Origin of the sequence: Paraburkholderia caballeronis (assembly GCF_900104845.1) — a bacterium.
GTDB lineage: Bacteria > Pseudomonadota > Gammaproteobacteria > Burkholderiales > Burkholderiaceae > Paraburkholderia > Paraburkholderia caballeronis.
The window spans coordinates 598,052-615,358 of record NZ_FNSR01000001.1 but is presented as its reverse complement, the minus strand read 5'-3'; the positions used below and the strand labels follow the sequence as shown (position 1 = coordinate 615,358).

30 protein-coding genes are annotated in these 17,307 nt (G+C 60.7%); all 30 read right to left on the bottom strand.

Annotated elements, in window-relative coordinates; translation table 11 throughout:
- Positions 1–10: 10 nt before the first annotated feature.
- Complete coding sequence (gene rpsD, locus BLV92_RS02710) at positions 11–634, bottom strand: 30S ribosomal protein S4 (protein WP_090542009.1); 624 nt, start codon at positions 632–634, stop codon at positions 11–13.
- 162 nt (positions 635–796) lie between these two features.
- Positions 797–1,201, bottom strand: coding sequence for a 30S ribosomal protein S11 (gene rpsK, locus BLV92_RS02705; protein WP_017777173.1), 405 nt, complete (start codon positions 1,199–1,201; stop codon positions 797–799).
- 28 nt (positions 1,202–1,229) lie between these two features.
- A complete protein-coding gene (rpsM, locus tag BLV92_RS02700) occupies positions 1,230–1,595 on the bottom strand; it encodes a 30S ribosomal protein S13 (RefSeq protein WP_090542007.1) in 366 nt (121 codons plus the stop codon).
- A gap of 39 nt (positions 1,596–1,634) precedes the next feature.
- Complete coding sequence (rpmJ, locus tag BLV92_RS02695; protein WP_027819338.1) at positions 1,635–1,751, bottom strand: 50S ribosomal protein L36; 117 nt, start codon at positions 1,749–1,751, stop codon at positions 1,635–1,637.
- A gap of 20 nt (positions 1,752–1,771) precedes the next feature.
- Positions 1,772–1,990: a translation initiation factor IF-1 gene (gene infA, locus BLV92_RS02690; RefSeq protein ID WP_004521905.1), complete on the bottom strand. Its 219-nt coding sequence runs from the start codon at positions 1,988–1,990 to the stop codon at positions 1,772–1,774.
- Positions 1,991–1,998: 8 nt separating this feature from the next.
- Positions 1,999–3,345: a preprotein translocase subunit SecY gene (gene secY, locus BLV92_RS02685; protein WP_090542004.1), complete on the bottom strand. Its 1,347-nt coding sequence runs from the start codon at positions 3,343–3,345 to the stop codon at positions 1,999–2,001.
- Positions 3,346–3,404: 59 nt separating this feature from the next.
- Positions 3,405–3,839 (bottom strand): 50S ribosomal protein L15, encoded by a 435-nt coding sequence (gene rplO, locus BLV92_RS02680; protein WP_090542003.1) that lies wholly within the window; start codon positions 3,837–3,839, stop codon positions 3,405–3,407.
- Between the two features lie 31 nt (positions 3,840–3,870).
- Positions 3,871–4,053 (bottom strand): 50S ribosomal protein L30, encoded by a 183-nt coding sequence (gene rpmD, locus BLV92_RS02675; protein ID WP_004202755.1) that lies wholly within the window; start codon positions 4,051–4,053, stop codon positions 3,871–3,873.
- 10 nt (positions 4,054–4,063) lie between these two features.
- Positions 4,064–4,582 (bottom strand): 30S ribosomal protein S5, encoded by a 519-nt coding sequence (rpsE, locus tag BLV92_RS02670; protein ID WP_004197945.1) that lies wholly within the window; start codon positions 4,580–4,582, stop codon positions 4,064–4,066.
- A 15-nt stretch (positions 4,583–4,597) separates the two neighbouring features.
- A complete protein-coding gene (gene rplR, locus BLV92_RS02665) occupies positions 4,598–4,963 on the bottom strand; it encodes a 50S ribosomal protein L18 (protein ID WP_008923336.1) in 366 nt (121 codons plus the stop codon).
- Between the two features lie 12 nt (positions 4,964–4,975).
- Positions 4,976–5,506 carry a 50S ribosomal protein L6 gene (rplF, locus tag BLV92_RS02660; protein WP_090542001.1) on the bottom strand — a complete coding sequence of 177 codons (531 nt, stop codon included), beginning with the start codon at positions 5,504–5,506 and terminating at the stop codon, positions 4,976–4,978.
- Between the two features lie 19 nt (positions 5,507–5,525).
- Positions 5,526–5,921 (bottom strand): 30S ribosomal protein S8, encoded by a 396-nt coding sequence (gene rpsH / locus BLV92_RS02655; RefSeq protein WP_090541999.1) that lies wholly within the window; start codon positions 5,919–5,921, stop codon positions 5,526–5,528.
- A gap of 15 nt (positions 5,922–5,936) precedes the next feature.
- Positions 5,937–6,242, bottom strand: coding sequence for a 30S ribosomal protein S14 (gene rpsN / locus BLV92_RS02650; RefSeq protein ID WP_090541997.1), 306 nt, complete (start codon positions 6,240–6,242; stop codon positions 5,937–5,939).
- A 7-nt stretch (positions 6,243–6,249) separates the two neighbouring features.
- Positions 6,250–6,789, bottom strand: a complete 540-nt coding sequence (rplE, locus tag BLV92_RS02645; RefSeq protein WP_090541995.1) for a 50S ribosomal protein L5 — start codon at positions 6,787–6,789, stop codon at positions 6,250–6,252.
- 16 nt (positions 6,790–6,805) lie between these two features.
- Positions 6,806–7,114: a 50S ribosomal protein L24 gene (gene rplX, locus BLV92_RS02640; RefSeq protein WP_090541993.1), complete on the bottom strand. Its 309-nt coding sequence runs from the start codon at positions 7,112–7,114 to the stop codon at positions 6,806–6,808.
- Between the two features lie 10 nt (positions 7,115–7,124).
- Positions 7,125–7,493, bottom strand: coding sequence for a 50S ribosomal protein L14 (gene rplN, locus BLV92_RS02635; protein WP_028213345.1), 369 nt, complete (start codon positions 7,491–7,493; stop codon positions 7,125–7,127).
- 301 nt (positions 7,494–7,794) lie between these two features.
- Entirely contained in the window at positions 7,795–8,067 is a 273-nt protein-coding gene (rpsQ, locus tag BLV92_RS02630) for a 30S ribosomal protein S17 (RefSeq protein WP_090541991.1), read from the bottom strand.
- Entirely contained in the window at positions 8,064–8,258 is a 195-nt protein-coding gene (gene rpmC, locus BLV92_RS02625; protein ID WP_028228156.1) for a 50S ribosomal protein L29, read from the bottom strand. The genes rpsQ and rpmC overlap by 4 nt, the downstream gene beginning before the upstream one ends.
- 10 nt (positions 8,259–8,268) lie before the next feature.
- Entirely contained in the window at positions 8,269–8,685 is a 417-nt protein-coding gene (gene rplP, locus BLV92_RS02620; RefSeq protein ID WP_090541989.1) for a 50S ribosomal protein L16, read from the bottom strand.
- Positions 8,686–8,687: 2 nt separating this feature from the next.
- Positions 8,688–9,482 carry a 30S ribosomal protein S3 gene (gene rpsC / locus BLV92_RS02615; RefSeq protein ID WP_090541987.1) on the bottom strand — a complete coding sequence of 265 codons (795 nt, stop codon included), beginning with the start codon at positions 9,480–9,482 and terminating at the stop codon, positions 8,688–8,690.
- A gap of 11 nt (positions 9,483–9,493) precedes the next feature.
- Positions 9,494–9,823: a 50S ribosomal protein L22 gene (rplV, locus tag BLV92_RS02610; protein WP_090541985.1), complete on the bottom strand. Its 330-nt coding sequence runs from the start codon at positions 9,821–9,823 to the stop codon at positions 9,494–9,496.
- Between the two features lie 12 nt (positions 9,824–9,835).
- Positions 9,836–10,111: a 30S ribosomal protein S19 gene (gene rpsS / locus BLV92_RS02605; protein WP_035554748.1), complete on the bottom strand. Its 276-nt coding sequence runs from the start codon at positions 10,109–10,111 to the stop codon at positions 9,836–9,838.
- Between the two features lie 9 nt (positions 10,112–10,120).
- Positions 10,121–10,948 (bottom strand): 50S ribosomal protein L2, encoded by an 828-nt coding sequence (rplB, locus tag BLV92_RS02600; RefSeq protein ID WP_090541983.1) that lies wholly within the window; start codon positions 10,946–10,948, stop codon positions 10,121–10,123.
- Positions 10,949–10,950: 2 nt separating this feature from the next.
- Positions 10,951–11,265, bottom strand: a complete 315-nt coding sequence (rplW, locus tag BLV92_RS02595; protein ID WP_090541981.1) for a 50S ribosomal protein L23 — start codon at positions 11,263–11,265, stop codon at positions 10,951–10,953.
- A complete protein-coding gene (gene rplD / locus BLV92_RS02590) occupies positions 11,262–11,882 on the bottom strand; it encodes a 50S ribosomal protein L4 (protein ID WP_090541980.1) in 621 nt (206 codons plus the stop codon). The genes rplW and rplD overlap by 4 nt, the downstream gene beginning before the upstream one ends.
- A complete protein-coding gene (gene rplC, locus BLV92_RS02585; protein ID WP_090546777.1) occupies positions 11,882–12,541 on the bottom strand; it encodes a 50S ribosomal protein L3 in 660 nt (219 codons plus the stop codon). Before rplC ends, rplD begins: the two co-directional genes overlap by 1 nt.
- A gap of 209 nt (positions 12,542–12,750) precedes the next feature.
- Positions 12,751–13,062 carry a 30S ribosomal protein S10 gene (gene rpsJ, locus BLV92_RS02580; protein WP_017777154.1) on the bottom strand — a complete coding sequence of 104 codons (312 nt, stop codon included), beginning with the start codon at positions 13,060–13,062 and terminating at the stop codon, positions 12,751–12,753.
- Positions 13,063–13,243: 181 nt separating this feature from the next.
- Positions 13,244–14,434 carry an elongation factor Tu gene (tuf, locus tag BLV92_RS02575; RefSeq protein ID WP_090541958.1) on the bottom strand — a complete coding sequence of 397 codons (1,191 nt, stop codon included), beginning with the start codon at positions 14,432–14,434 and terminating at the stop codon, positions 13,244–13,246.
- A gap of 46 nt (positions 14,435–14,480) precedes the next feature.
- Complete coding sequence (fusA, locus tag BLV92_RS02570; protein ID WP_090541979.1) at positions 14,481–16,583, bottom strand: elongation factor G; 2,103 nt, start codon at positions 16,581–16,583, stop codon at positions 14,481–14,483.
- A gap of 132 nt (positions 16,584–16,715) precedes the next feature.
- Positions 16,716–17,186 carry a 30S ribosomal protein S7 gene (rpsG, locus tag BLV92_RS02565; protein ID WP_006053291.1) on the bottom strand — a complete coding sequence of 157 codons (471 nt, stop codon included), beginning with the start codon at positions 17,184–17,186 and terminating at the stop codon, positions 16,716–16,718.
- Positions 17,187–17,307: the final 121 nt, after the last annotated feature.

Sequence of the window (17,307 nt, the reverse complement as noted above, 5' to 3'; positions counted from 1 at the left end):
GTCAATCCGATTACCGCGAATACAATTCGACGATCAGGCTTTCGTTGATGTCACCGGCGATGTCGCTGCGTTCAGGCATGCTCTTGAACGTGCCTTCGAACTTCTTCGCATCGACCGACACCCACACCGGGATACCGCCCTGTTCGGCGAGCGACAGCGCTTCGACGATACGGGCCTGCTTCTTCGCCTGTTCGCGCACGCCGACGACGTCACCCGCCTTCACCTGCAGCGACGGGATGTTCGCGACCTGGCCGTTCACCGTGATCGCCTTGTGGCTCACGAGCTGGCGCGCTTCAGCGCGGGTCGAGCCGAAGCCCATGCGATAGACGACGTTGTCGAGGCGCGATTCCAGCAGTTGCAGCAGGTTTTCGCCAGTGTTGCCCTTGCGGCGATCCGCTTCCGCGAAGTAACGGCGGAACTGGCGCTCCAGCACGCCGTAGATGCGCTTCACTTTTTGCTTTTCGCGCAGCTGCGTGCCATAGTCGGACGTACGCGCGCCCGACGTGCGACCGTGCTGGCCCGGCTTGCTGTCGAGCTTGCACTTGTCGGCGAGCGAGCGGCGCGCGCTCTTCAGGAACAGGTCGGTGCCTTCACGGCGGGACAGCTTGGCTTTGGGGCCGATATAACGTGCCACGTTGCTTTCCTTCGATAATTAATCACGCGAGTGCCGAAGCATCCGCGCTAGTCCGGACCCTTTGGGCCGAACGGTGGGCTTAGTCAATTCAATAATGCCAACAGCCCGTCGGCGCCTCGTCTACAACCTCGGCGGCAACAGGCTCAAGGCAAAAGCGGCGTCTTAGATGCGACGGCGCTTCGGCGGACGGCAACCGTTGTGCGGAACCGGCGTCACGTCGGAGATCGCGGTGATCTTGATGCCAAGACCATGCAGCGCGCGCACCGCCGATTCGCGACCCGGGCCGGGGCCCTTGATCCGCACTTCGAGGTTCTTCACGCCGTATTCCATCGCCACGCGGCCAGCCGATTCGGCTGCCACCTGGGCTGCGAACGGGGTCGATTTACGCGAGCCCTTGAAGCCCTGACCGCCCGACGTCGCCCATGCCAGTGCGTTGCCCTGGCGATCGGTGATCGTGATGATGGTGTTGTTGAACGACGCGTGAACGTGAACCACGCCCTCGGCGACGTTCTTCTTAACCTTCTTGCGAACGCGTTGCGCCGCGGTGTTGTTCGAAGCCTTAGCCATTACGTTTTCCTGTAACTGTCAGTTCCGCTTACTTCTTCAGCGATTGCGCTGCGCGGCGCGGACCCTTGCGCGTACGCGCATTGGTACGCGTACGCTGACCACGCATGGGCAAGCCCTTGCGATGGCGCACGCCGCGGTAGCAGCCGAGGTCCATCAGGCGCTTGATGTTCATCGTCACTTCACGGCGCAGATCGCCTTCGACGACAAACTTGCCCACTTCCTCACGCAGCTTTTCGAGATCCGCGTCGTTCAGGTCCTTGACCTTCTTGTCAAACGGCACACCAGCGGCGACGCAGATGTCGCGCGAACGCGTACGGCCAACACCGTAGATTGCCGTCAGGCCGATTTCGGTGTGCTGGTGGTTCGGGATGTTAACCCCTGCGATACGAGCCATTGTTTTTCCTCAAACAAAAAGCGCAAGCAAAAGCGCTGATCAGCCTTGACGTTGCTTGTGGCGCGGGTCCGAGCTGCAAATCACGCGCACGACGCCGTTGCGCTTGATGATCTTGCAATTGCGGCAAATGCGCTTAACCGATGCCATCACTTTCATGATATTACCCTTTTTTCAAATCACTTCGCCCGGAACACGATCCGCGCACGCGATAGATCGTAAGGCGTCAATTCAACCGTCACCTTGTCGCCCGGCAGGATGCGGATGTAGTGCATCCGCATCTTCCCGGAAATATGTCCCAACACGACATGGCCATTTTCCAGCTTCACCCGAAAGGTCGCGTTGGGGAGGTTTTCGATAACCTCACCTTGCATCTGGATTACATCGTCTTTGGCCATATGTCCTTTCAACGCATCGGGACGCCGCCGCCCTTGAAGTTGGCCTTCTTGAGCAGCGATTCATATTGTTGCGACATCACGTACGACTGCACCTGCGCCATGAAATCCATTGTGACGACGACAATGATCAGCAGCGACGTTCCACCAAAATAAAACGGCACGTTCCAGCGCAGCACCAAAAACTCCGGCAGCAGGCAGACGAACACGATATAGATCGCACCGGCCAGCGTGAGACGCGTGAGGATGCGGTCGATATAGCGGGCCGTCTGGTCGCCCGGCCGAATGCCAGGAACGAACGCGCCACTCTTCTTCAGGTTGTCGGCCGTTTCCCTGCTGTTGAACACCAGTGCGGTGTAGAAAAAGCAGAAGAACACGATCGCCAACGCGTACAGCAACACGTACACGGGCTGGCCCGGCTTCAATGCTTCGGCCACGTTGTGCAGCGTGTTCGCGAACCAGTTGGTTTGCGAACCCGAACTGAACCAGTTCAGGATGGTTGCCGGGAACAGGATGATCGACGATGCGAAGATCGGCGGAATCACGCCCGACATGTTCAGCTTCAGCGGCAGGTGCGACGACTGCCCGCCGTAAATCTTGTTTCCGACCTGACGCTTCGCGTAATTCACGAGAATCTTGCGCTGGCCGCGTTCGATGAACACCACCAGATACGTCACGGCTGCGATCAGCACGACGATGAAGATCGCCGACACCGGGCCCATCGAGCCGGTTTCCACCAGCGAGACCAACCCGCCGATCGCGTTCGGGAAACCCGCCGCAATCCCGCCGAAGATGATGATCGAGATGCCGTTGCCGAGGCCCCGTTCCGTGATCTGCTCACCCAGCCACATCAGGAACATCGTGCCCGTCACGAGCGTCACGACCGTCGTCAGGCGAAACACCATGCCCGGATCGATCACGAGCCCAGGCTGGTTTTCCAGCGCGACCGCAATGCCGAACGCCTGAAACGTCGCCAGCACCACCGTGAAGATCCGCGTGTACTGCGTAATCTTGCGCTGGCCGGCCTGCCCTTCCTTCTTCAGCGCCTCCAGCTGCGGCGAAACGATCGCCATCAACTGCAGGATGATCGACGCCGAAATGTACGGCATCACCCCCAGCGCGAAGATCGTGAACCGCGACAGTGCGCCACCCGAGAACATGTTGAACATGCCGAGGATGCCGCCTGCCTGGCTCTGGAAGAGCTTCGCGAGCTGGTCCGGGTCGATACCCGGCACCGGAATGTGCGCGCCGATCCGGTAGACGACCAGCGCCAGCAGCAGGAATATTGCACGCCGACGCAGGTCGCCGAACTTCGGAGCGTTGCGACCGGTTTTTGCGAGACTCGGGCTAGTAGCCAAGTAGCTTCTCCGATGCAGATGCTAGTGACGGCGGGCAAGCCCGCACGCACTTCTCACAATCACTCGGCAAAAGAACCGCCTGCTGCCTCGATCGCAGCACGCGCATTCTTCGTCGCACCCAGACCCTTCACGACGATCTTCCGCTTGATTTCGCCCGTCGAAATGATCTTCGCGCTCTTCGTCAGTTCGCCGACGAGGCCAGCCTGCTTCAGCGCCAGCAGATCGATTTCGTCGACCGGCAACTTGTCGAGGTCGCTGAGGCGCACTTCACCGACGAATTCCTTCGTGAGCGACGTGAAGCCGCGCTTCGGAAGACGACGTTGCAGCGGCATCTGACCGCCTTCGAAGCCGACCTTGTGAAAGCCGCCCGAACGCGATTTCTGACCCTTGTGGCCACGGCCAGCGGTCTTGCCGAGGCCGGAACCGATGCCGCGACCGACGCGACGCTTTGCGTGCTTCGCGCCTTCAGCCGGCTTCAGGTTATTCAATTCCATTATCAACTCCTTGCGTCCCTGGTCGGCCGGCTTAGCCGATGACCTTAACGAGGTACGAGACCTTGTTGATCATGCCACGCACAGCCGGCGTGTCCTGCAGCTCGGAGACCGAGTTCAGGCGGCGCAGGCCCAGACCGCGCACGGTGGCACGGTGCGATTCGCGGGTCCCGATCAGGCTCTTGACGAGCTGAACCTTGACAGTTTTTTCAGACATGGTGCCCACCTTAGCCCAGAATTTCTTCGACGGACTTGCCGCGCTTCGCGGCGATGTCGGCCGGCGTGGACTGCTTGCGCAGGCCGTCGAGCGTCGCACGAACGAGGTTGTACGGGTTCGTCGAACCGTGGCTCTTCGCGACGACGTTCTGCACGCCCATCACGTCGAACACGGCACGCATCGGGCCGCCGGCGATCACGCCGGTACCGTCCTTCGCCGGAGCGAGGAGGACCGTCGATGCGCCGTGCTTGCCGTGCACTTCGTGCTGCAGCGTGCCGTTCTTCAGCGGCACCTTGAACATGTTGCGGCGAGCCTGTTCCATTGCCTTCTGAACGGCAACCGGAACTTCCTTCGCCTTGCCCTTGCCCATGCCGACGCGGCCATCGCCGTCGCCAACCACGGTCAGTGCGGCGAAGCCGAGAATCCGGCCACCCTTCACGACCTTGGTCACGCGATTGACCGAGATCATCTTTTCACGAAGGCCGTCGTCGCGTTCGTCAGCCTGAACTTTCGCTTGCATCTTTGCCATGACGAATTCCTTCCCTTAGAACTTGAGCCCGGCTTCGCGCGCCGCATCAGCCAGCGCCTTCACGCGGCCGTGGTAGCGGAAACCCGAGCGGTCAAAGGCGACGGATTCGATGCCGGCGGCCTTGGCCTTTTCAGCAATGCGCTTGCCGATCAGCGTGGCTGCGGCGACGTTGCCGCCCTTGCCCGACTGGTCTGCGAGTTGCGCACGCACTTCGGCTTCGAGCGTCGACGCGCTGGCCAGCACCTTCGTGCCGCACGGCGAGAACACTTGCGCATAGATATGCGTGTTCGTGCGATGCACGGCGAGACGCGCGACCTGCAGCTCAGCGATCTTGATACGCGTCTGGCGAGCGCGGCGCAGGCGAGATTGAGTCTTATCCATGATTGCGCACCCTTACTTCTTCTTCGTTTCCTTGAGGATCACGACTTCGTCGGCGTAGCGCACACCCTTGCCCTTATAGGGCTCAGGCGGGCGGTAGCCGCGAACTTCCGCTGCTACCTGGCCGACTTGCTGCTTGTCGATCCCCTTGATCACGATTTCGGTTTGCGATGGGGTTTCAGCCTTTATGCCTTCCGGCATCTGGTGCACCACCGGGTGCGAGAAACCCAGCGACAGATTCAGCTTGTCGCCTTGCGCCTGTGCGCGATAACCGACGCCAACCAGCGTCAGCTTGCGCTCGAAACCCTTCGTCACGCCTTGCACCATGTTCGCGACCAGCGCGCGCATCGTGCCCGACATCGCATTTGCTTCGCGGCTTTCGTCAGCCGGCTCGAACTTCAGCGTGCCGTTGTCGTTCGCCACCTTCACCAGACGGTTGGCCGCCTGCGTGATCGAGCCCAGCGGGCCCTTCACCGTGATGCGTTCGTCGCTGATCGCCACTTCTGCGCCTTGGAGCGCGATCGGGCTCTTACCTACTCGGGACATGTTTCCTCTCCTTTCGGCCTTACGCGACGTAGCAGATGACTTCGCCGCCCACGCCGTTCGCGCGAGCCTTGCGGTCGGTCATCACACCCTTCGGCGTCGAAACGATCGCGACGCCGAGGCCGTTCATGACCTGCGGAATGTCGTTGCGGCCGCGGTACACGCGCAGACCCGGCTTCGACACGCGTTCGAGGCGCTCGATGACCGGACGGCCGGCGTAGTACTTCAACGCAATGTTGAGTTCCGACTTCGCACCTTCGGTCTTCACCGCGAAGTCGTCGATATAGCCTTCATCCTTCAGGACCTGCGCAATCGCAATCTTGACTTTCGACGAGGGCATAGTCACCGAAACTTTCTCGACCATCTGCGCATTGCGGATGCGAGTCAGCATATCGGCGATAGGATCACTCATGCTCATCTTATGTTTCTCCTATTACCAGCTCGCCTTGGTGACGCCAGGGATTTCGCCACGGAACGCGATTTCACGAATCTTGTTACGCGCGAGTCCGAACTTGCGGAACGTGCCACGCGGACGACCGGTGATCGCGCAGCGGTTACGCTTGCGGGTCGGGTTCGCGTTACGCGGCAGTTGTTGCAGTTCGAGACGAGCTGCGTAGCGCTCTTCTTCCGACTTGCTTTGGTCGTCGATGATCGCCTTCAGCGCCGTACGCTTCGGCGCGAACTTCGCTGCCAGCCGGGCGCGCTTCTTTTCACGTTCGATCAGTGCCAGTTTAGCCACGGTAACCTCAGTTTCTGAACGGGAACTTGAAGCTGGCGAGCAGTGCCTTGGCTTCATCGTCGGTCTTCGCGGTCGTCGTGATGCTGATATTCAGCCCACGCAGCGCGTCGATCTTGTCGTAGTCGATTTCGGGGAAAATGATCTGCTCTTTCACACCGATGTTGTAGTTGCCACGACCGTCGAATGCACGGCCCGACACGCCACGGAAGTCGCGCACCCGCGGGAGCGCAACCGTCACGAAACGGTCGAGAAATTCGTACATCGCCTGGCCGCGCAGCGTGACCATCGCGCCGATCGGATAACCCTGACGGATCTTGAAGCCAGCGATTGCCTTGCGCGCCTTCGTGATGACCGGCTTCTGGCCAGCAATCTTCGTCAGGTCGCCCACGGCGTTCTCGATTACCTTCTTGTCAGCAACCGCTTCGCCAAGGCCCATGTTCAGGGTGATCTTGGTGATACGCGGCACTTCCATGACCGACTTGTAACCGAACTTCTCGATCAGGCCCGGAACGACCTTCTCTTTGTAAAATTCTTGCAAACGTGCCATTTTTTACTCCGCAGCGTCAGGCGCTCAGGACAGCACCGGTCGTCTTCAGGAAACGAACCTTCTTGTCCCCTTCGACCTTGATGCCGACGCGCGACGGCTTGCCGTTCGCGTCAACCAGCGCGACGTTCGAAATGTTCAGCGGCATCGTCTTCGCTTCCACGCCGCCCGTCGTACCCTTCATCGGGTTCGGCTTCACATGCTTCTTTGCGATGTTGATGCCCTCGACGGTCACACGTTCATCGCCAACGGCCAGCACGACGCCGCGCTTGCCCTTGTCTTTGCCGGTGATGACGATGACTTCGTCACCCTTGCGAATCTTGTTCATCGCGACTCCCTTACAGCACTTCCGGCGCGAGCGAAACGATCTTCATGAACCGTTCGCTGCGCAGCTCACGCGTAACCGGCCCGAAGATACGGGTGCCGATCGGCTCAAGCTTGGTATTCAAAAGCACGGCGGCATTGCCATCGAACTTGATCAGCGAGCCGTCCTGGCGACGAACGCCCTTCGCGGTGCGAACCACGACGGCGTTATAGATTTCGCCCTTCTTCACGCGACCACGCGGCGTCGCTTCCTTGACGCTCACCTTGATGATGTCGCCGATGCTGGCGTAACGACGCTTCGAGCCGCCGAGCACCTTGATGCACATGACTTCACGCGCACCCGTGTTGTCGGCCACTTCAAGCCGAGTTTCGGTCTGGATCATGGTTTATCTTTCCCAACTTAATCCGGTTACGCCACCATGGCGCATCCGGTCAGTCTTGGTCCCGTCAGCCGCACTGCATTGCTCAGCTGCTTGGGTCAGAACAGCAGCGACGGCAAACGAAACCCGCCATCGCAATCCGGTGATTCCTACGGAGCCAGGCTGGCGCCCGATCCGCTTCCCCCACCAATTTCGCCCGCGACGGGGCTCCCGTAACGAGGGAAGACCGAGATTATAACAAATAATCCCGGTCTTGCAAGCGAAATCTACTGCGATTTCAACTACTTCTGTCGCTCGATCTGTCTTAGATCACGCGGGCAGCTTCAACAAGACGCGACACCGTCCAGGCCTTCGTCTTCGAAACGGGACGAGTTTCCTGGATTTCGACGAGGTCGCCCTCGTTGTAGGTGTTCGTTTCGTCGTGTGCGTGGTACTTCTTCGAGCGCACGACGTACTTGCCGTAGATCGGGTGCTTCACACGGTGCTCGACGAGCACGGTGACCGTCTTGTCCATCTTGTTGCTGACGACCTTGCCGACCAGCGTCCGCTTGAGCGAGGTTTTCACGCTATCGTTCATTTCTGGTTCGCCTTCTCAGTCAGGACGGTCCGCACACGTGCGATGTCGCGACGAACCTTCTTCAGCTGGCTCGTGTTCGTGAGCTGCTGGGTCGCGAGTTGCATGCGCAGGCCGAATTGCGCCTTCAAAAGGTCCGACAGCTCTTGGTTCAGCGCGGCCTTGTCTTTCTGGTGAAGTTCGGAAGCCTTCATCATTTGCTCCTTAGGCGCCGAGCTGACGAACGATGAAGGCCGTCTTCAGCGGCAGCTTCGCTGCAGCCAGACGGAACGCCTCACGCGCCAGTTCCTCGGTCACGCCATCCATTTCGTACAGCATCTTGCCCGGCTGAATCTCGGCGACGTAGTACTCCGGGTTACCCTTACCGTTACCCATACGCACTTCGGCCGGCTTTTGCGAGATCGGCTTGTCCGGGAAAATACGGATCCAGATACGGCCGCCGCGCTTGATGTGACGCGTCATGGCACGACGCGCCGCTTCGATTTGACGCGCGGTCAGACGGCCGCGACCGAGAGACTTCAGGCCAAATTCACCGAACGAAACTGCGTTGCCGCGCGTTGCGACGCCGGTGTTACGGCCCTTCTGCTCTTTGCGATACTTCCTGCGTTTCGGTTGCAGCATCGTTATTCTCCAGTCTTGCCGTCGCCGCCGGCAGCGCCACGGCGCGGACCGCCACGACGGGCACCCGGCGCACCTTCGCCATCACGGCGCGGACGACGGTCACCCGGACGCGCGTTACGGCGCGGACGCTTTTCCTCGGTGACTTCTTCCACCACCGGTGCGTCGTTGCGGCCGAGCGTATCGCCCTTGTAAACCCAAACCTTGACGCCGATGATGCCGTACGTCGTCTTCGCTTCCGACGTTGCGTAGTCGATGTCGGCACGCAGCGTATGAAGCGGCACGCGACCTTCGCGATACCACTCGGTACGTGCGATTTCGATACCGTTCAGACGGCCCGCGCTCATGATCTTGATGCCTTGGGCACCCAGACGCATCGCGTTCTGCATCGCGCGCTTCATCGCGCGGCGGAACATGATCCGGCGTTCGAGCTGCTGCGTGATCGAATCGGCGATCAGTTGCGCATCGGTTTCCGGCTTGCGGATTTCCTCGATGTTGACGTGGACCGGCACGCCCATGCGGCGTTGCAGTTCCGACTTCAACAGTTCGATGTCCTCGCCCTTCTTGCCGATCACGACACCCGGACGCGAGCTGTAAATCGTGATGCGCGCGTTCTTTGCCGGACGCTCGATCACGACACGACCCACCGAAGCGTTCTTCAGCTTCTTCTTCAGGTATTCACGAACACCGATGTCTTCCTTCAACATCGCCGCGAAATTGTTGTTGTTCGCGTACCAACGCGAAGCCCAATTGCGGCTGACGGCCAAACGGAAGCCAGTCGGATGAATTTTCTGTCCCATCGTATGACCCCTTAGTTCCCGACCGTCACAGTGATGTGACAGGATTGCTTCTCAATGCGGTTACCGCGGCCCTTTGCGCGCGCGGTGAAACGCTTGAGCGATGCAGCCTTGTCGACGTAGATGCTCTTGATGCGCAGCTCGTCAATATCGGCGCCTTCGTTGTGCTCGGCATTCGCGATCGCAGACAGCACGACCTTCTTCACGATGCCAGCCGCCTTCTTCGGCGAGAACGTCAGAACGTTCAGCGCCTTGTCGACCGGCAACCCGCGGATCTGGTCAGCCACAAGGCGCGTTTTCTGCGCCGAGATGCGGGCACCGCGATGAATTGCTTTCACTTCCATCTTGATAGCCCCTTATTTCTTGGCCTTCTTGTCGGCCGCGTGACCCTTGAACGTACGGGTCAATGCGAACTCGCCAAGCTTGTGGCCGACCATGTTTTCCGAGACGTACACCGGAACGTGTTGACGGCCGTTGTGAACGGCGATCGTCAGGCCGATGAAGTCCGGCAGGATCGTCGAACGACGCGACCAGGTCTTGATCGGTTTCTTGTCACGCGATGCTGCAGCCGCCTCAACCTTCTTCAGCAAATGGGCGTCGCAGAACGGACCTTTTTTAACAGAACGTGCCATTGCTGCTCCTTAACGCTTGTGACGGCGCTGGACGATCATGCTCGTCGTGCGCTTGTTGCTGCGGGTGCGGTAACCCTTCGTCGGCGTGCCCCACGGGCTCACCGGATCACGGCCTGCAGCGGTCTTGCCTTCGCCACCACCGTGCGGGTGGTCGACCGGGTTCATTGCAACGCCACGCACCGTCGGGCGGATGCCGCGCCAGCGGTTCGCGCCTGCCTTGCCGATCTGGCGCAGGCTGTGCTCTTCGTTGCCGACTTCACCGATCGTCGCGCGGCACTCGACGTGCACGCGGCGGATTTCGCCCGAGCGCAGACGAACCTGCGCGTACGTGCCTTCGCGAGCCAGCAGCATCGCCGACGTGCCAGCCGAACGCGCGATCTGCGCGCCCTTGCCCGGCAGCATTTCGATGCAGTGAATCGTCGTACCGACCGGGATGTTGCGGATCGGCAGCGTGTTGCCTGCACGAATCGGCGCTTCGGAGCCCGACATCAGTTGTTGACCCACCGTCAGGCCCTTCGGCGCGATGATGTAGCGGCGTTCGCCGTCTGCGTACAGAACCAGCGCAATGTTCGCGCTGCGGTTCGGGTCGTATTCGAGACGCTCGACCTTCGCCGGAATGCCGTCCTTCGTACGACGGAAATCGATCACACGGTAGTGTTGCTTGTGACCACCACCCTGGTGACGCGTCGTGATGTGACCGTTGTTGTTGCGGCCGGCCTTCGAGGATTGCTTTTCGAGCAGCGGCGCATACGGCGCACCCTTGTGCAGATCCTTGTTGACCACCTTCACCATCGCGCGGCGACCCGGCGAGGTCGGCTTAACTTTCACGATTGCCATGATTACTTGGCCTCCGCTTCAAAGTTGATTTCCTGGCCGGGCTTCAGGCAGACATACGCCTTCTTCACGTCTTTGCGGCGGCCCATGAAACGGCCGAAGCGCTTTTGCTTGCCCTTCAGGACCAGCACGTTGACGGAATCGACTTCCACCTTGAACAGCAGCTCGACAGCAGCCTTGACTTCCTGCTTGGTCGCGTCCGGCGCGACTTCGAACACCACTTGTTCGTTCTTGTCCGCCACCAGCGTCGCCTTTTCGGAGATCACCGGCGCGAGCAGGACCTGCATCAAACGATGATCGTTCTTGCGAATCTCGCTCATGACAGCAACTCCTCGATCTGGGCGACCGCAGCCTTCGTGATCAGAACTTTCTTGAAGTAGATCAGCGACAGCGGGTCGGCGTAACGCGGCTCAACGACCGCCACGTGGGCGAGGTTGCGCGACGCGAGATACAGGTTCTCGTCGACCGTGTCGGTGATGACCAGCACGGAATCGAGACCCATGGCCTTGAACTTTTCGGCCAGCAGCTTCGTCTTCGGCGCTTCGAGGGAGAGGTCCTCGACGACCGAGATGCGGCCTTCGCGGGCCAGCTGCGAGAAGATCGAGCAGAGGCCTGCGCGATGCATCTTCTTGTTGACCTTGTGCGCGAAGTTTTCTTCCGGCGAATTCGGGAAGATGCGACCACCGCCGCGCCACAACGGGCTCGACGACATACCGGCACGGGCACGGCCCGTACCCTTCTGGCGCCACGGCTTCTTGGTGGTGTGCTTGACCTGTTCGCGGTCCTTCTGCGCGCGGTTGCCGCTGCGCGCGTTCGCCTGATAAGCGACGACGATCTGGTGGATCAGGGCTTCGTTGTAGTCACGGCCGAACACGACGTCCGATGCGTTGACCCCAGCGCCTTCCTGGCCATTGGCATTCAGGAGCTTAAGTTCCATTATTGCGCTCCTTTCTTCACGCGCGCCTTCACGGCCGGCGTAACGAAAACCTTGCCGCCCTTCGCACCCGGAACGGCGCCCTTGACCAGCAGCAGCTTGCGCTCTGCGTCGATACGGGCGATTTCGAGGTTCTGCACCGTCACGGTTTCGTCGCCCATGTGACCGGTCATGCGCTTGCCCGGGAACACGCGACCCGGATCCTGCGCCATACCGATCGAGCCCGGCACGTTGTGCGAGCGCGAGTTACCGTGCGAAGCACGACCCGAAGCGAAGTTGTAACGCTTGATGGTACCGGCGTAGCCCTTACCGATCGACACGCCTTGCACGTCGACCTTCTGGCCCACTTGGAAGAGATCCACATCGACGACACCGCCAGCGGCCAGCGCGGCAGCCTTGTCTGCGTCGACACGGAATTCCTTGAGGATTTCACCAGCCTGAACACCGGCTTTGGCGAGATGACCTGCGAGCGGCTTCGTCACGCGCGAAGCACGGCGCGTACCGAACGCAACCTGAACGGCCGTGTAGCCGTCGGTTTCAACAGTCTTGATCTGCGTCACGCGGTTGTCGGACACGTCCAGCACGGTGACGGGAATCGAATCCCCTTCAGCCGTGAAGATACGGGTCATGCCAACCTTGCGACCTACGAGTCCAAGGCTCATCGTTTTCTCCATTCCCGACTGCGATTGGTCGGGGCTAATTTACAAAGTGCCGGCGTTTTCAGGTCCGCCCGGAGCCACAGGCCCCGAAAAGACACGCCGACTTTTTGCGCAAATGCGCGAAAAGACGCCGAGTATAACGCGCCTTTTCGTTTTCCGCAAGCAATCAATGACTTAGCGCCGCCCGCGACAGCGGCCGGCGCCGGAAAGCCTTATTGCAGCTTGATTTCGACGTCCACGCCGGCCGGCAGGTCCAGCTTCATCAGCGCATCGACGGTCTTGTCCGTCGGATCGACGATGTCCATCAGGCGCAGGTGGGTGCGGATTTCGAGCTGGTCGCGCGACGTCTTGTTCACGTGCGGCGAACGCAGGATGTCGAAACGCTGGATGCGGGTCGGCAGCGGCACCGGGCCACGGACGATCGCACCGGTCCGCTTCGCCGTGTCGACGATCTCGGCAGCCGACTGGTCGATCAGGCGATAGTCGAAAGCCTTCAGGCGAATACGGATTTTCTGGTTCTGCATGACGATTCCTTGAAAAGAGCGAGGCGGTGTTGCACCGCCGGATTAACTAAAGAACGTAGGACCGGACTCCCGCGAGGAGCGGATGCCCGGCCCCAGGTGTCGGCGGAAGTCAACGCTTTCGCGCCGACTCCTGCCCCATCCCGTTTCGGGACACTTCGACTTCTACAGCAAACCAGCGATTTTACTCGATGATCTTGGCGACGACACCTGCGCCGACGGTACGGCCGCCTTCGCGGATGGCGAAGCGCAGACCTTCTTCCATCGCGATCGGCGCGATCAGCTTCACCGTGATCGACACATTGTCGCCCGGCATCACCATTTCCTTGTCCTTCGGCAGCTCGATCGAGCCCGTCACGTCCGTCGTACGGAAGTAGAACTGCGGACGGTAGTTGTTGAAGAACGGCGTGTGGCGGCCGCCTTCGTCCTTGCTCAGCACGTACACTTCAGCCGTGAAGTGCGTGTGCGGCGTGATCGAACCCGGCTTGGCCAGCACCTGGCCGCGCTCCACGTCTTCACGCTTCGTGCCGCGCAGCAGGATACCGACGTTGTCGCCCGCCTGACCCTGGTCGAGCAGCTTGCGGAACATTTCCACGCCCGTGCAGGTCGTCTTCACCGTCGGCTTGATACCGACGATCTCGATTTCCTCGCCGACCTTGACCACGCCACGCTCGACGCGGCCCGTCACCACCGTGCCGCGACCCGAGATCGAGAACACGTCTTCCACCGGCATCAGGAACGCACCGTCCACCGCGCGCTCCGGCGTCGGGATGTACGTGTCCAGCGCGTCGGCCAGGTTCATGATCGCCACTTCACCCAGCTCGCCCGTGTCGCCTTCCAGCGCCAGCTTGGCCGAGCCCTTGATGATCGGCGTGTCGTCGCCCGGGAAGTCGTACTTCGACAGCAGTTCGCGCACTTCCATCTCGACCAGTTCGAGCAGTTCCGCGTCGTCCACCATGTCGCACTTGTTCAGGAACACGATGATGTACGGCACGCCGACCTGACGGGCCAGCAGGATGTGCTCGCGCGTCTGCGGCATCGGGCCGTCAGCGGCCGAGCACACCAGGATCGCGCCGTCCATCTGCGCGGCGCCCGTGATCATGTTCTTCACGTAGTCCGCGTGACCCGGGCAGTCGACGTGGGCGTAGTGACGGTTCGCCGTTTCGTACTCGACGTGCGCGGTGTTGATCGTGATGCCGCGCGCCTTTTCTTCCGGCGCCGCGTCGATCTGGTCGTACGCCTTCGCTTCGCCGCCGAACTTCTTCGTCAGCACCGTCGTGATCGCTGCCGTCAGCGTGGTCTTGCCGTGGTCAACGTGACCGATCGTGCCCACGTTCACGTGCGGCTTGGTCCGCTCAAATTTACCTTTAGCCATGTTTCTCTTCTTTCAAAAAAAGTTGACTCGATAACTGCCGACGGAGTTACTTCGATTTCGCGTTGATGATCGCGTCAGCCACGTTGCGCGGCGCTTCCGCGTAATGCTTGAATTCCATCGTGTACGTCGCGCGACCCTGGGTCAGCGAACGCAGCGACGTGGAATAACCGAACATTTCCGACAGCGGAACTTCGGCGCGCACGATCTTGCCGCCGCCGACCATGTCTTCCATGCCCTGGACGATGCCGCGACGACCCGACAGGTCGCCCATCACGTTGCCCATGTAGTCTTCCGGCGTTTCGACTTCGACGGCCATCATCGGTTCGAGGATCACCGGCTGCGCACGGCGCATCGCTTCCTTGAACGCCATCGAGCCGGCCATCCGGAACGCGTTTTCGTTCGAGTCCACGTCGTGGTACGAACCGAACGTCAGATGGACCTTCACGTCGACGACCGGGAAGCCCGCGAGCACACCCGCCTTCAGCGTGTCAGCGATACCCTTGTCCACCGCCGGGATGTATTCGCGCGGGATCACGCCGCCCTTGATCTCGTCAAGGAATTCGTAGCCCTTGCCCTGCTCGTTCGGCTCCAGCGTGATGACCGCGTGGCCATACTGGCCGCGACCACCCGACTGCTTGACGAACTTGCCTTCGACGTCCTTCGCAGTCGCGCGGATGGTTTCGCGATACGCAACCTGCGGCTTGCCGACGGTCGCTTCCACGCCAAATTCGCGCTTCATCCGGTCGACCAGAATTTCGAGGTGCAGTTCGCCCATGCCCGAAATAATGGTCTGGCCCGATTCCTCGTCCGTCTGGACGCGGAACGACGGGTCTTCCTGAGCAAGACGGTTCAGCGCAATACCCATCTTTTCCTGGTCGGGCTTCGTCTTCGGCTCGACGGCCTGCGAGATCACCGGCTCCGGGAAAATCATGCGTTCCAGCACGATCGGGTTCGCCGGGTCGCACAGCGTGTCGCCGGTGGTCGCATCCTTCAGACCCACCGCCGCCGCGATGTCGCCCGCACGCACTTCCTTGATTTCTTCGCGGTTGTTCGCGTGCATCTGCAGAATACGGCCGAGGCGTTCCTTCTTGCCCTTGGTCGAATTCAGCACGGTGTCGCCCGAGTTCACGGTGCCCGAATACGCGCGGAAGAAGATCAGCTGACCGACGAACGGATCGGTCATGATCTTGAACGCGAGCGCCGAGAACTTCTCGTCGTCAGCCGCACGGCGCTCAGCCACGTCGCCGTTTTCCAGCTCGCCCTTGACCGGCGGAATGTCGACCGGCGACGGCAGGAAGTCGATCACGGCGTCGAGCATGCGCTGCACGCCCTTGTTCTTGAACGCGGTGCCGCACAGCATCGGCTGGATTTCGCACGCAATCGTGCGGTCACGCAGCGCCTTGACGATTTCCTCTTCGGACAGCTCTTCGCCGCCGAGGTACTTTTCCATCAGCTCTTCGCTGGCTTCCGCCGCCGACTCGATCATCTTCTCGCGCCACTCGTTGCACATGTCAACGAGTTCGGCCGGGATGTCGACGTAGTCGAACTTCGTGCCTTGCGACGCTTCGTCCCAAATGATCGCCTTCATCTTCAACAGATCGACGACGCCCTTGAAGTTTTCTTCCGAACCGATCGGCACCACGACGGGCACCGGGTTCGCCTTCAGACGGGTCTTCAACTGGTCATAGACCTTGAAGAAGTTCGCACCGGTACGGTCCATCTTGTTGACGAACGCGAGACGCGGCACCTTGTACTTGTTCGCCTGGCGCCACACCGTTTCCGACTGCGGCTGCACGCCGCCGACTGCGCAGTAGACCATGCACGCGCCGTCGAGCACGCGCATCGAGCGCTCGACTTCGATCGTGAAGTCGACGTGGCCCGGGGTATCGATGATGTTGATCCGGTGTTCCGGATAGTTGCCGCCCATGCCCTTCCAGAAGGCGGTCGTCGCAGCGGACGTGATGGTGATGCCGCGCTCCTGCTCCTGCTCCATCCAGTCCATGGTTGCGGCGCCGTCGTGCACTTCACCAATCTTGTGGTTCACGCCGGTGTAGAACAGGATGCGCTCGGTCGTCGTCGTCTTGCCGGCGTCGATGTGGGCGCTGATACCGATGTTGCGGTAGCGCTCGATGGGAGTCTTGCGAGCCACTTTGATCCTCTATGGGGTTGGCGCGACGGGCAACAAACCCGACACGCCTGAACACAAACGGGCGAGGCGCTTTTGAAGCGCACCCGCCCGGAATTTCTTTCCGATTTTTTTGCTACCCGGGGGTCGGGATGCTTAGAAACGGAAATGCGAGAACGCCTTGTTCGCCTCGGCCATCCGGTGAACTTCGTCGCGCTTCTTCATCGCGCCGCCACGGCCTTCGGCCGCTTCGGAGAGTTCACCTGCAAGACGCAGGGCCATCGACTTCTCGCTGCGCTTCTTCGCGGCTTCACGCAGCCAACGCATCGCCAATGCCATACGACGCGACGGACGCACTTCCACCGGAACCTGATAGTTCGCCCCACCGACGCGGCGGCTCTTCACTTCGACCACCGGCTTGACGTTGTTGAGCGCGACAGTGAACACTTCCAGCGGGTCCTTGCCACCCTTGGTCTGGATCTGTTCAAAAGCGCCGTACACGATGCGCTCGGCAACCGACTTCTTGCCGGACAGCATCAGCACGTTCATGAACTTGGCTACATCTACGTTGCCGAACTTCGGATCCGGCAATACTTCCCGCTTGGGGACTTCGCGACGACGCGGCATCTTTCTTCCTTTAACTTTTCAGTTGGGGTGGGTTTGATCCCCTGCACCCCGCGGTCACCAACTAACCCGATTCATCCCGAGCTTCTCAACCCGGACTTACCAGCCTGGTCGGGTGACCACT

Bases quoted from the DNA above. Each gene is read 5' to 3' on its own strand.
- rpsK (WP_017777173.1), bottom strand. From the start codon at position 1,201: ATGGCTAAGGCTTCGAACAACACCGCGGCGCAACGCGTTCGCAAGAAG.
- rpsM (WP_090542007.1), bottom strand. From the start codon at position 1,595: ATGGCTCGTATCGCAGGGGTTAACATCCCGAACCACCAGCACACCGAA.
- rpmJ (WP_027819338.1), bottom strand. From the start codon at position 1,751: ATGAAAGTGATGGCATCGGTTAAGCGCATTTGCCGCAATTGCAAGATC.
- infA (WP_004521905.1), bottom strand. From the start codon at position 1,990: ATGGCCAAAGACGATGTAATCCAGATGCAAGGTGAGGTTATCGAAAAC.
- rplO (WP_090542003.1), bottom strand. From the start codon at position 3,839: ATGGAATTGAATAACCTGAAGCCGGCTGAAGGCGCGAAGCACGCAAAG.
- rpmD (WP_004202755.1), bottom strand. From the start codon at position 4,053: ATGTCTGAAAAAACTGTCAAGGTTCAGCTCGTCAAGAGCCTGATCGGG.
- rpsE (WP_004197945.1), bottom strand. From the start codon at position 4,582: ATGGCAAAGATGCAAGCGAAAGTTCAGGCTGACGAACGCGACGACGGC.
- rplR (WP_008923336.1), bottom strand. From the start codon at position 4,963: ATGGATAAGACTCAATCTCGCCTGCGCCGCGCTCGCCAGACGCGTATC.
- rplF (WP_090542001.1), bottom strand. From the start codon at position 5,506: ATGTCCCGAGTAGGTAAGAGCCCGATCGCGCTCCAAGGCGCAGAAGTG.
- rpsH (WP_090541999.1), bottom strand. From the start codon at position 5,921: ATGAGCATGAGTGATCCTATCGCCGATATGCTGACTCGCATCCGCAAT.
- rplE (WP_090541995.1), bottom strand. From the start codon at position 6,789: ATGGCACGTTTGCAAGAATTTTACAAAGAGAAGGTCGTTCCGGGCCTG.
- rplX (WP_090541993.1), bottom strand. From the start codon at position 7,114: ATGAACAAGATTCGCAAGGGTGACGAAGTCATCGTCATCACCGGCAAA.
- rplN (WP_028213345.1), bottom strand. From the start codon at position 7,493: ATGATCCAGACCGAAACTCGGCTTGAAGTGGCCGACAACACGGGTGCG.
- rpsQ (WP_090541991.1), bottom strand. From the start codon at position 8,067: ATGAACGATAGCGTGAAAACCTCGCTCAAGCGGACGCTGGTCGGCAAG.
- rpmC (WP_028228156.1), bottom strand. From the start codon at position 8,258: ATGAAGGCTTCCGAACTTCACCAGAAAGACAAGGCCGCGCTGAACCAA.
- rplP (WP_090541989.1), bottom strand. From the start codon at position 8,685: ATGCTGCAACCGAAACGCAGGAAGTATCGCAAAGAGCAGAAGGGCCGT.
- rpsC (WP_090541987.1), bottom strand. From the start codon at position 9,482: ATGGGACAGAAAATTCATCCGACTGGCTTCCGTTTGGCCGTCAGCCGC.
- rplV (WP_090541985.1), bottom strand. From the start codon at position 9,823: ATGGAAGTGAAAGCAATTCATCGCGGTGCCCGCATCTCGGCGCAGAAA.
- rpsS (WP_035554748.1), bottom strand. From the start codon at position 10,111: ATGGCACGTTCTGTTAAAAAAGGTCCGTTCTGCGACGCCCATTTGCTG.
- rplB (WP_090541983.1), bottom strand. From the start codon at position 10,948: ATGGCAATCGTGAAAGTTAAGCCGACCTCGCCGGGTCGCCGCGCGATG.
- rplW (WP_090541981.1), bottom strand. From the start codon at position 11,265: ATGAGCGAGATTCGCAAGAACGATCATCGTTTGATGCAGGTCCTGCTC.
- rplD (WP_090541980.1), bottom strand. From the start codon at position 11,882: ATGGAACTTAAGCTCCTGAATGCCAATGGCCAGGAAGGCGCTGGGGTC.
- rplC (WP_090546777.1), bottom strand. From the start codon at position 12,541: ATGAGCCTTGGACTCGTAGGTCGCAAGGTTGGCATGACCCGTATCTTC.
- rpsJ (WP_017777154.1), bottom strand. From the start codon at position 13,062: ATGCAGAACCAGAAAATCCGTATTCGCCTGAAGGCTTTCGACTATCGC.
- tuf (WP_090541958.1), bottom strand. From the start codon at position 14,434: ATGGCTAAAGGTAAATTTGAGCGGACCAAGCCGCACGTGAACGTGGGC.
- rpsG (WP_006053291.1), bottom strand. From the start codon at position 17,186: ATGCCGCGTCGTCGCGAAGTCCCCAAGCGGGAAGTATTGCCGGATCCG.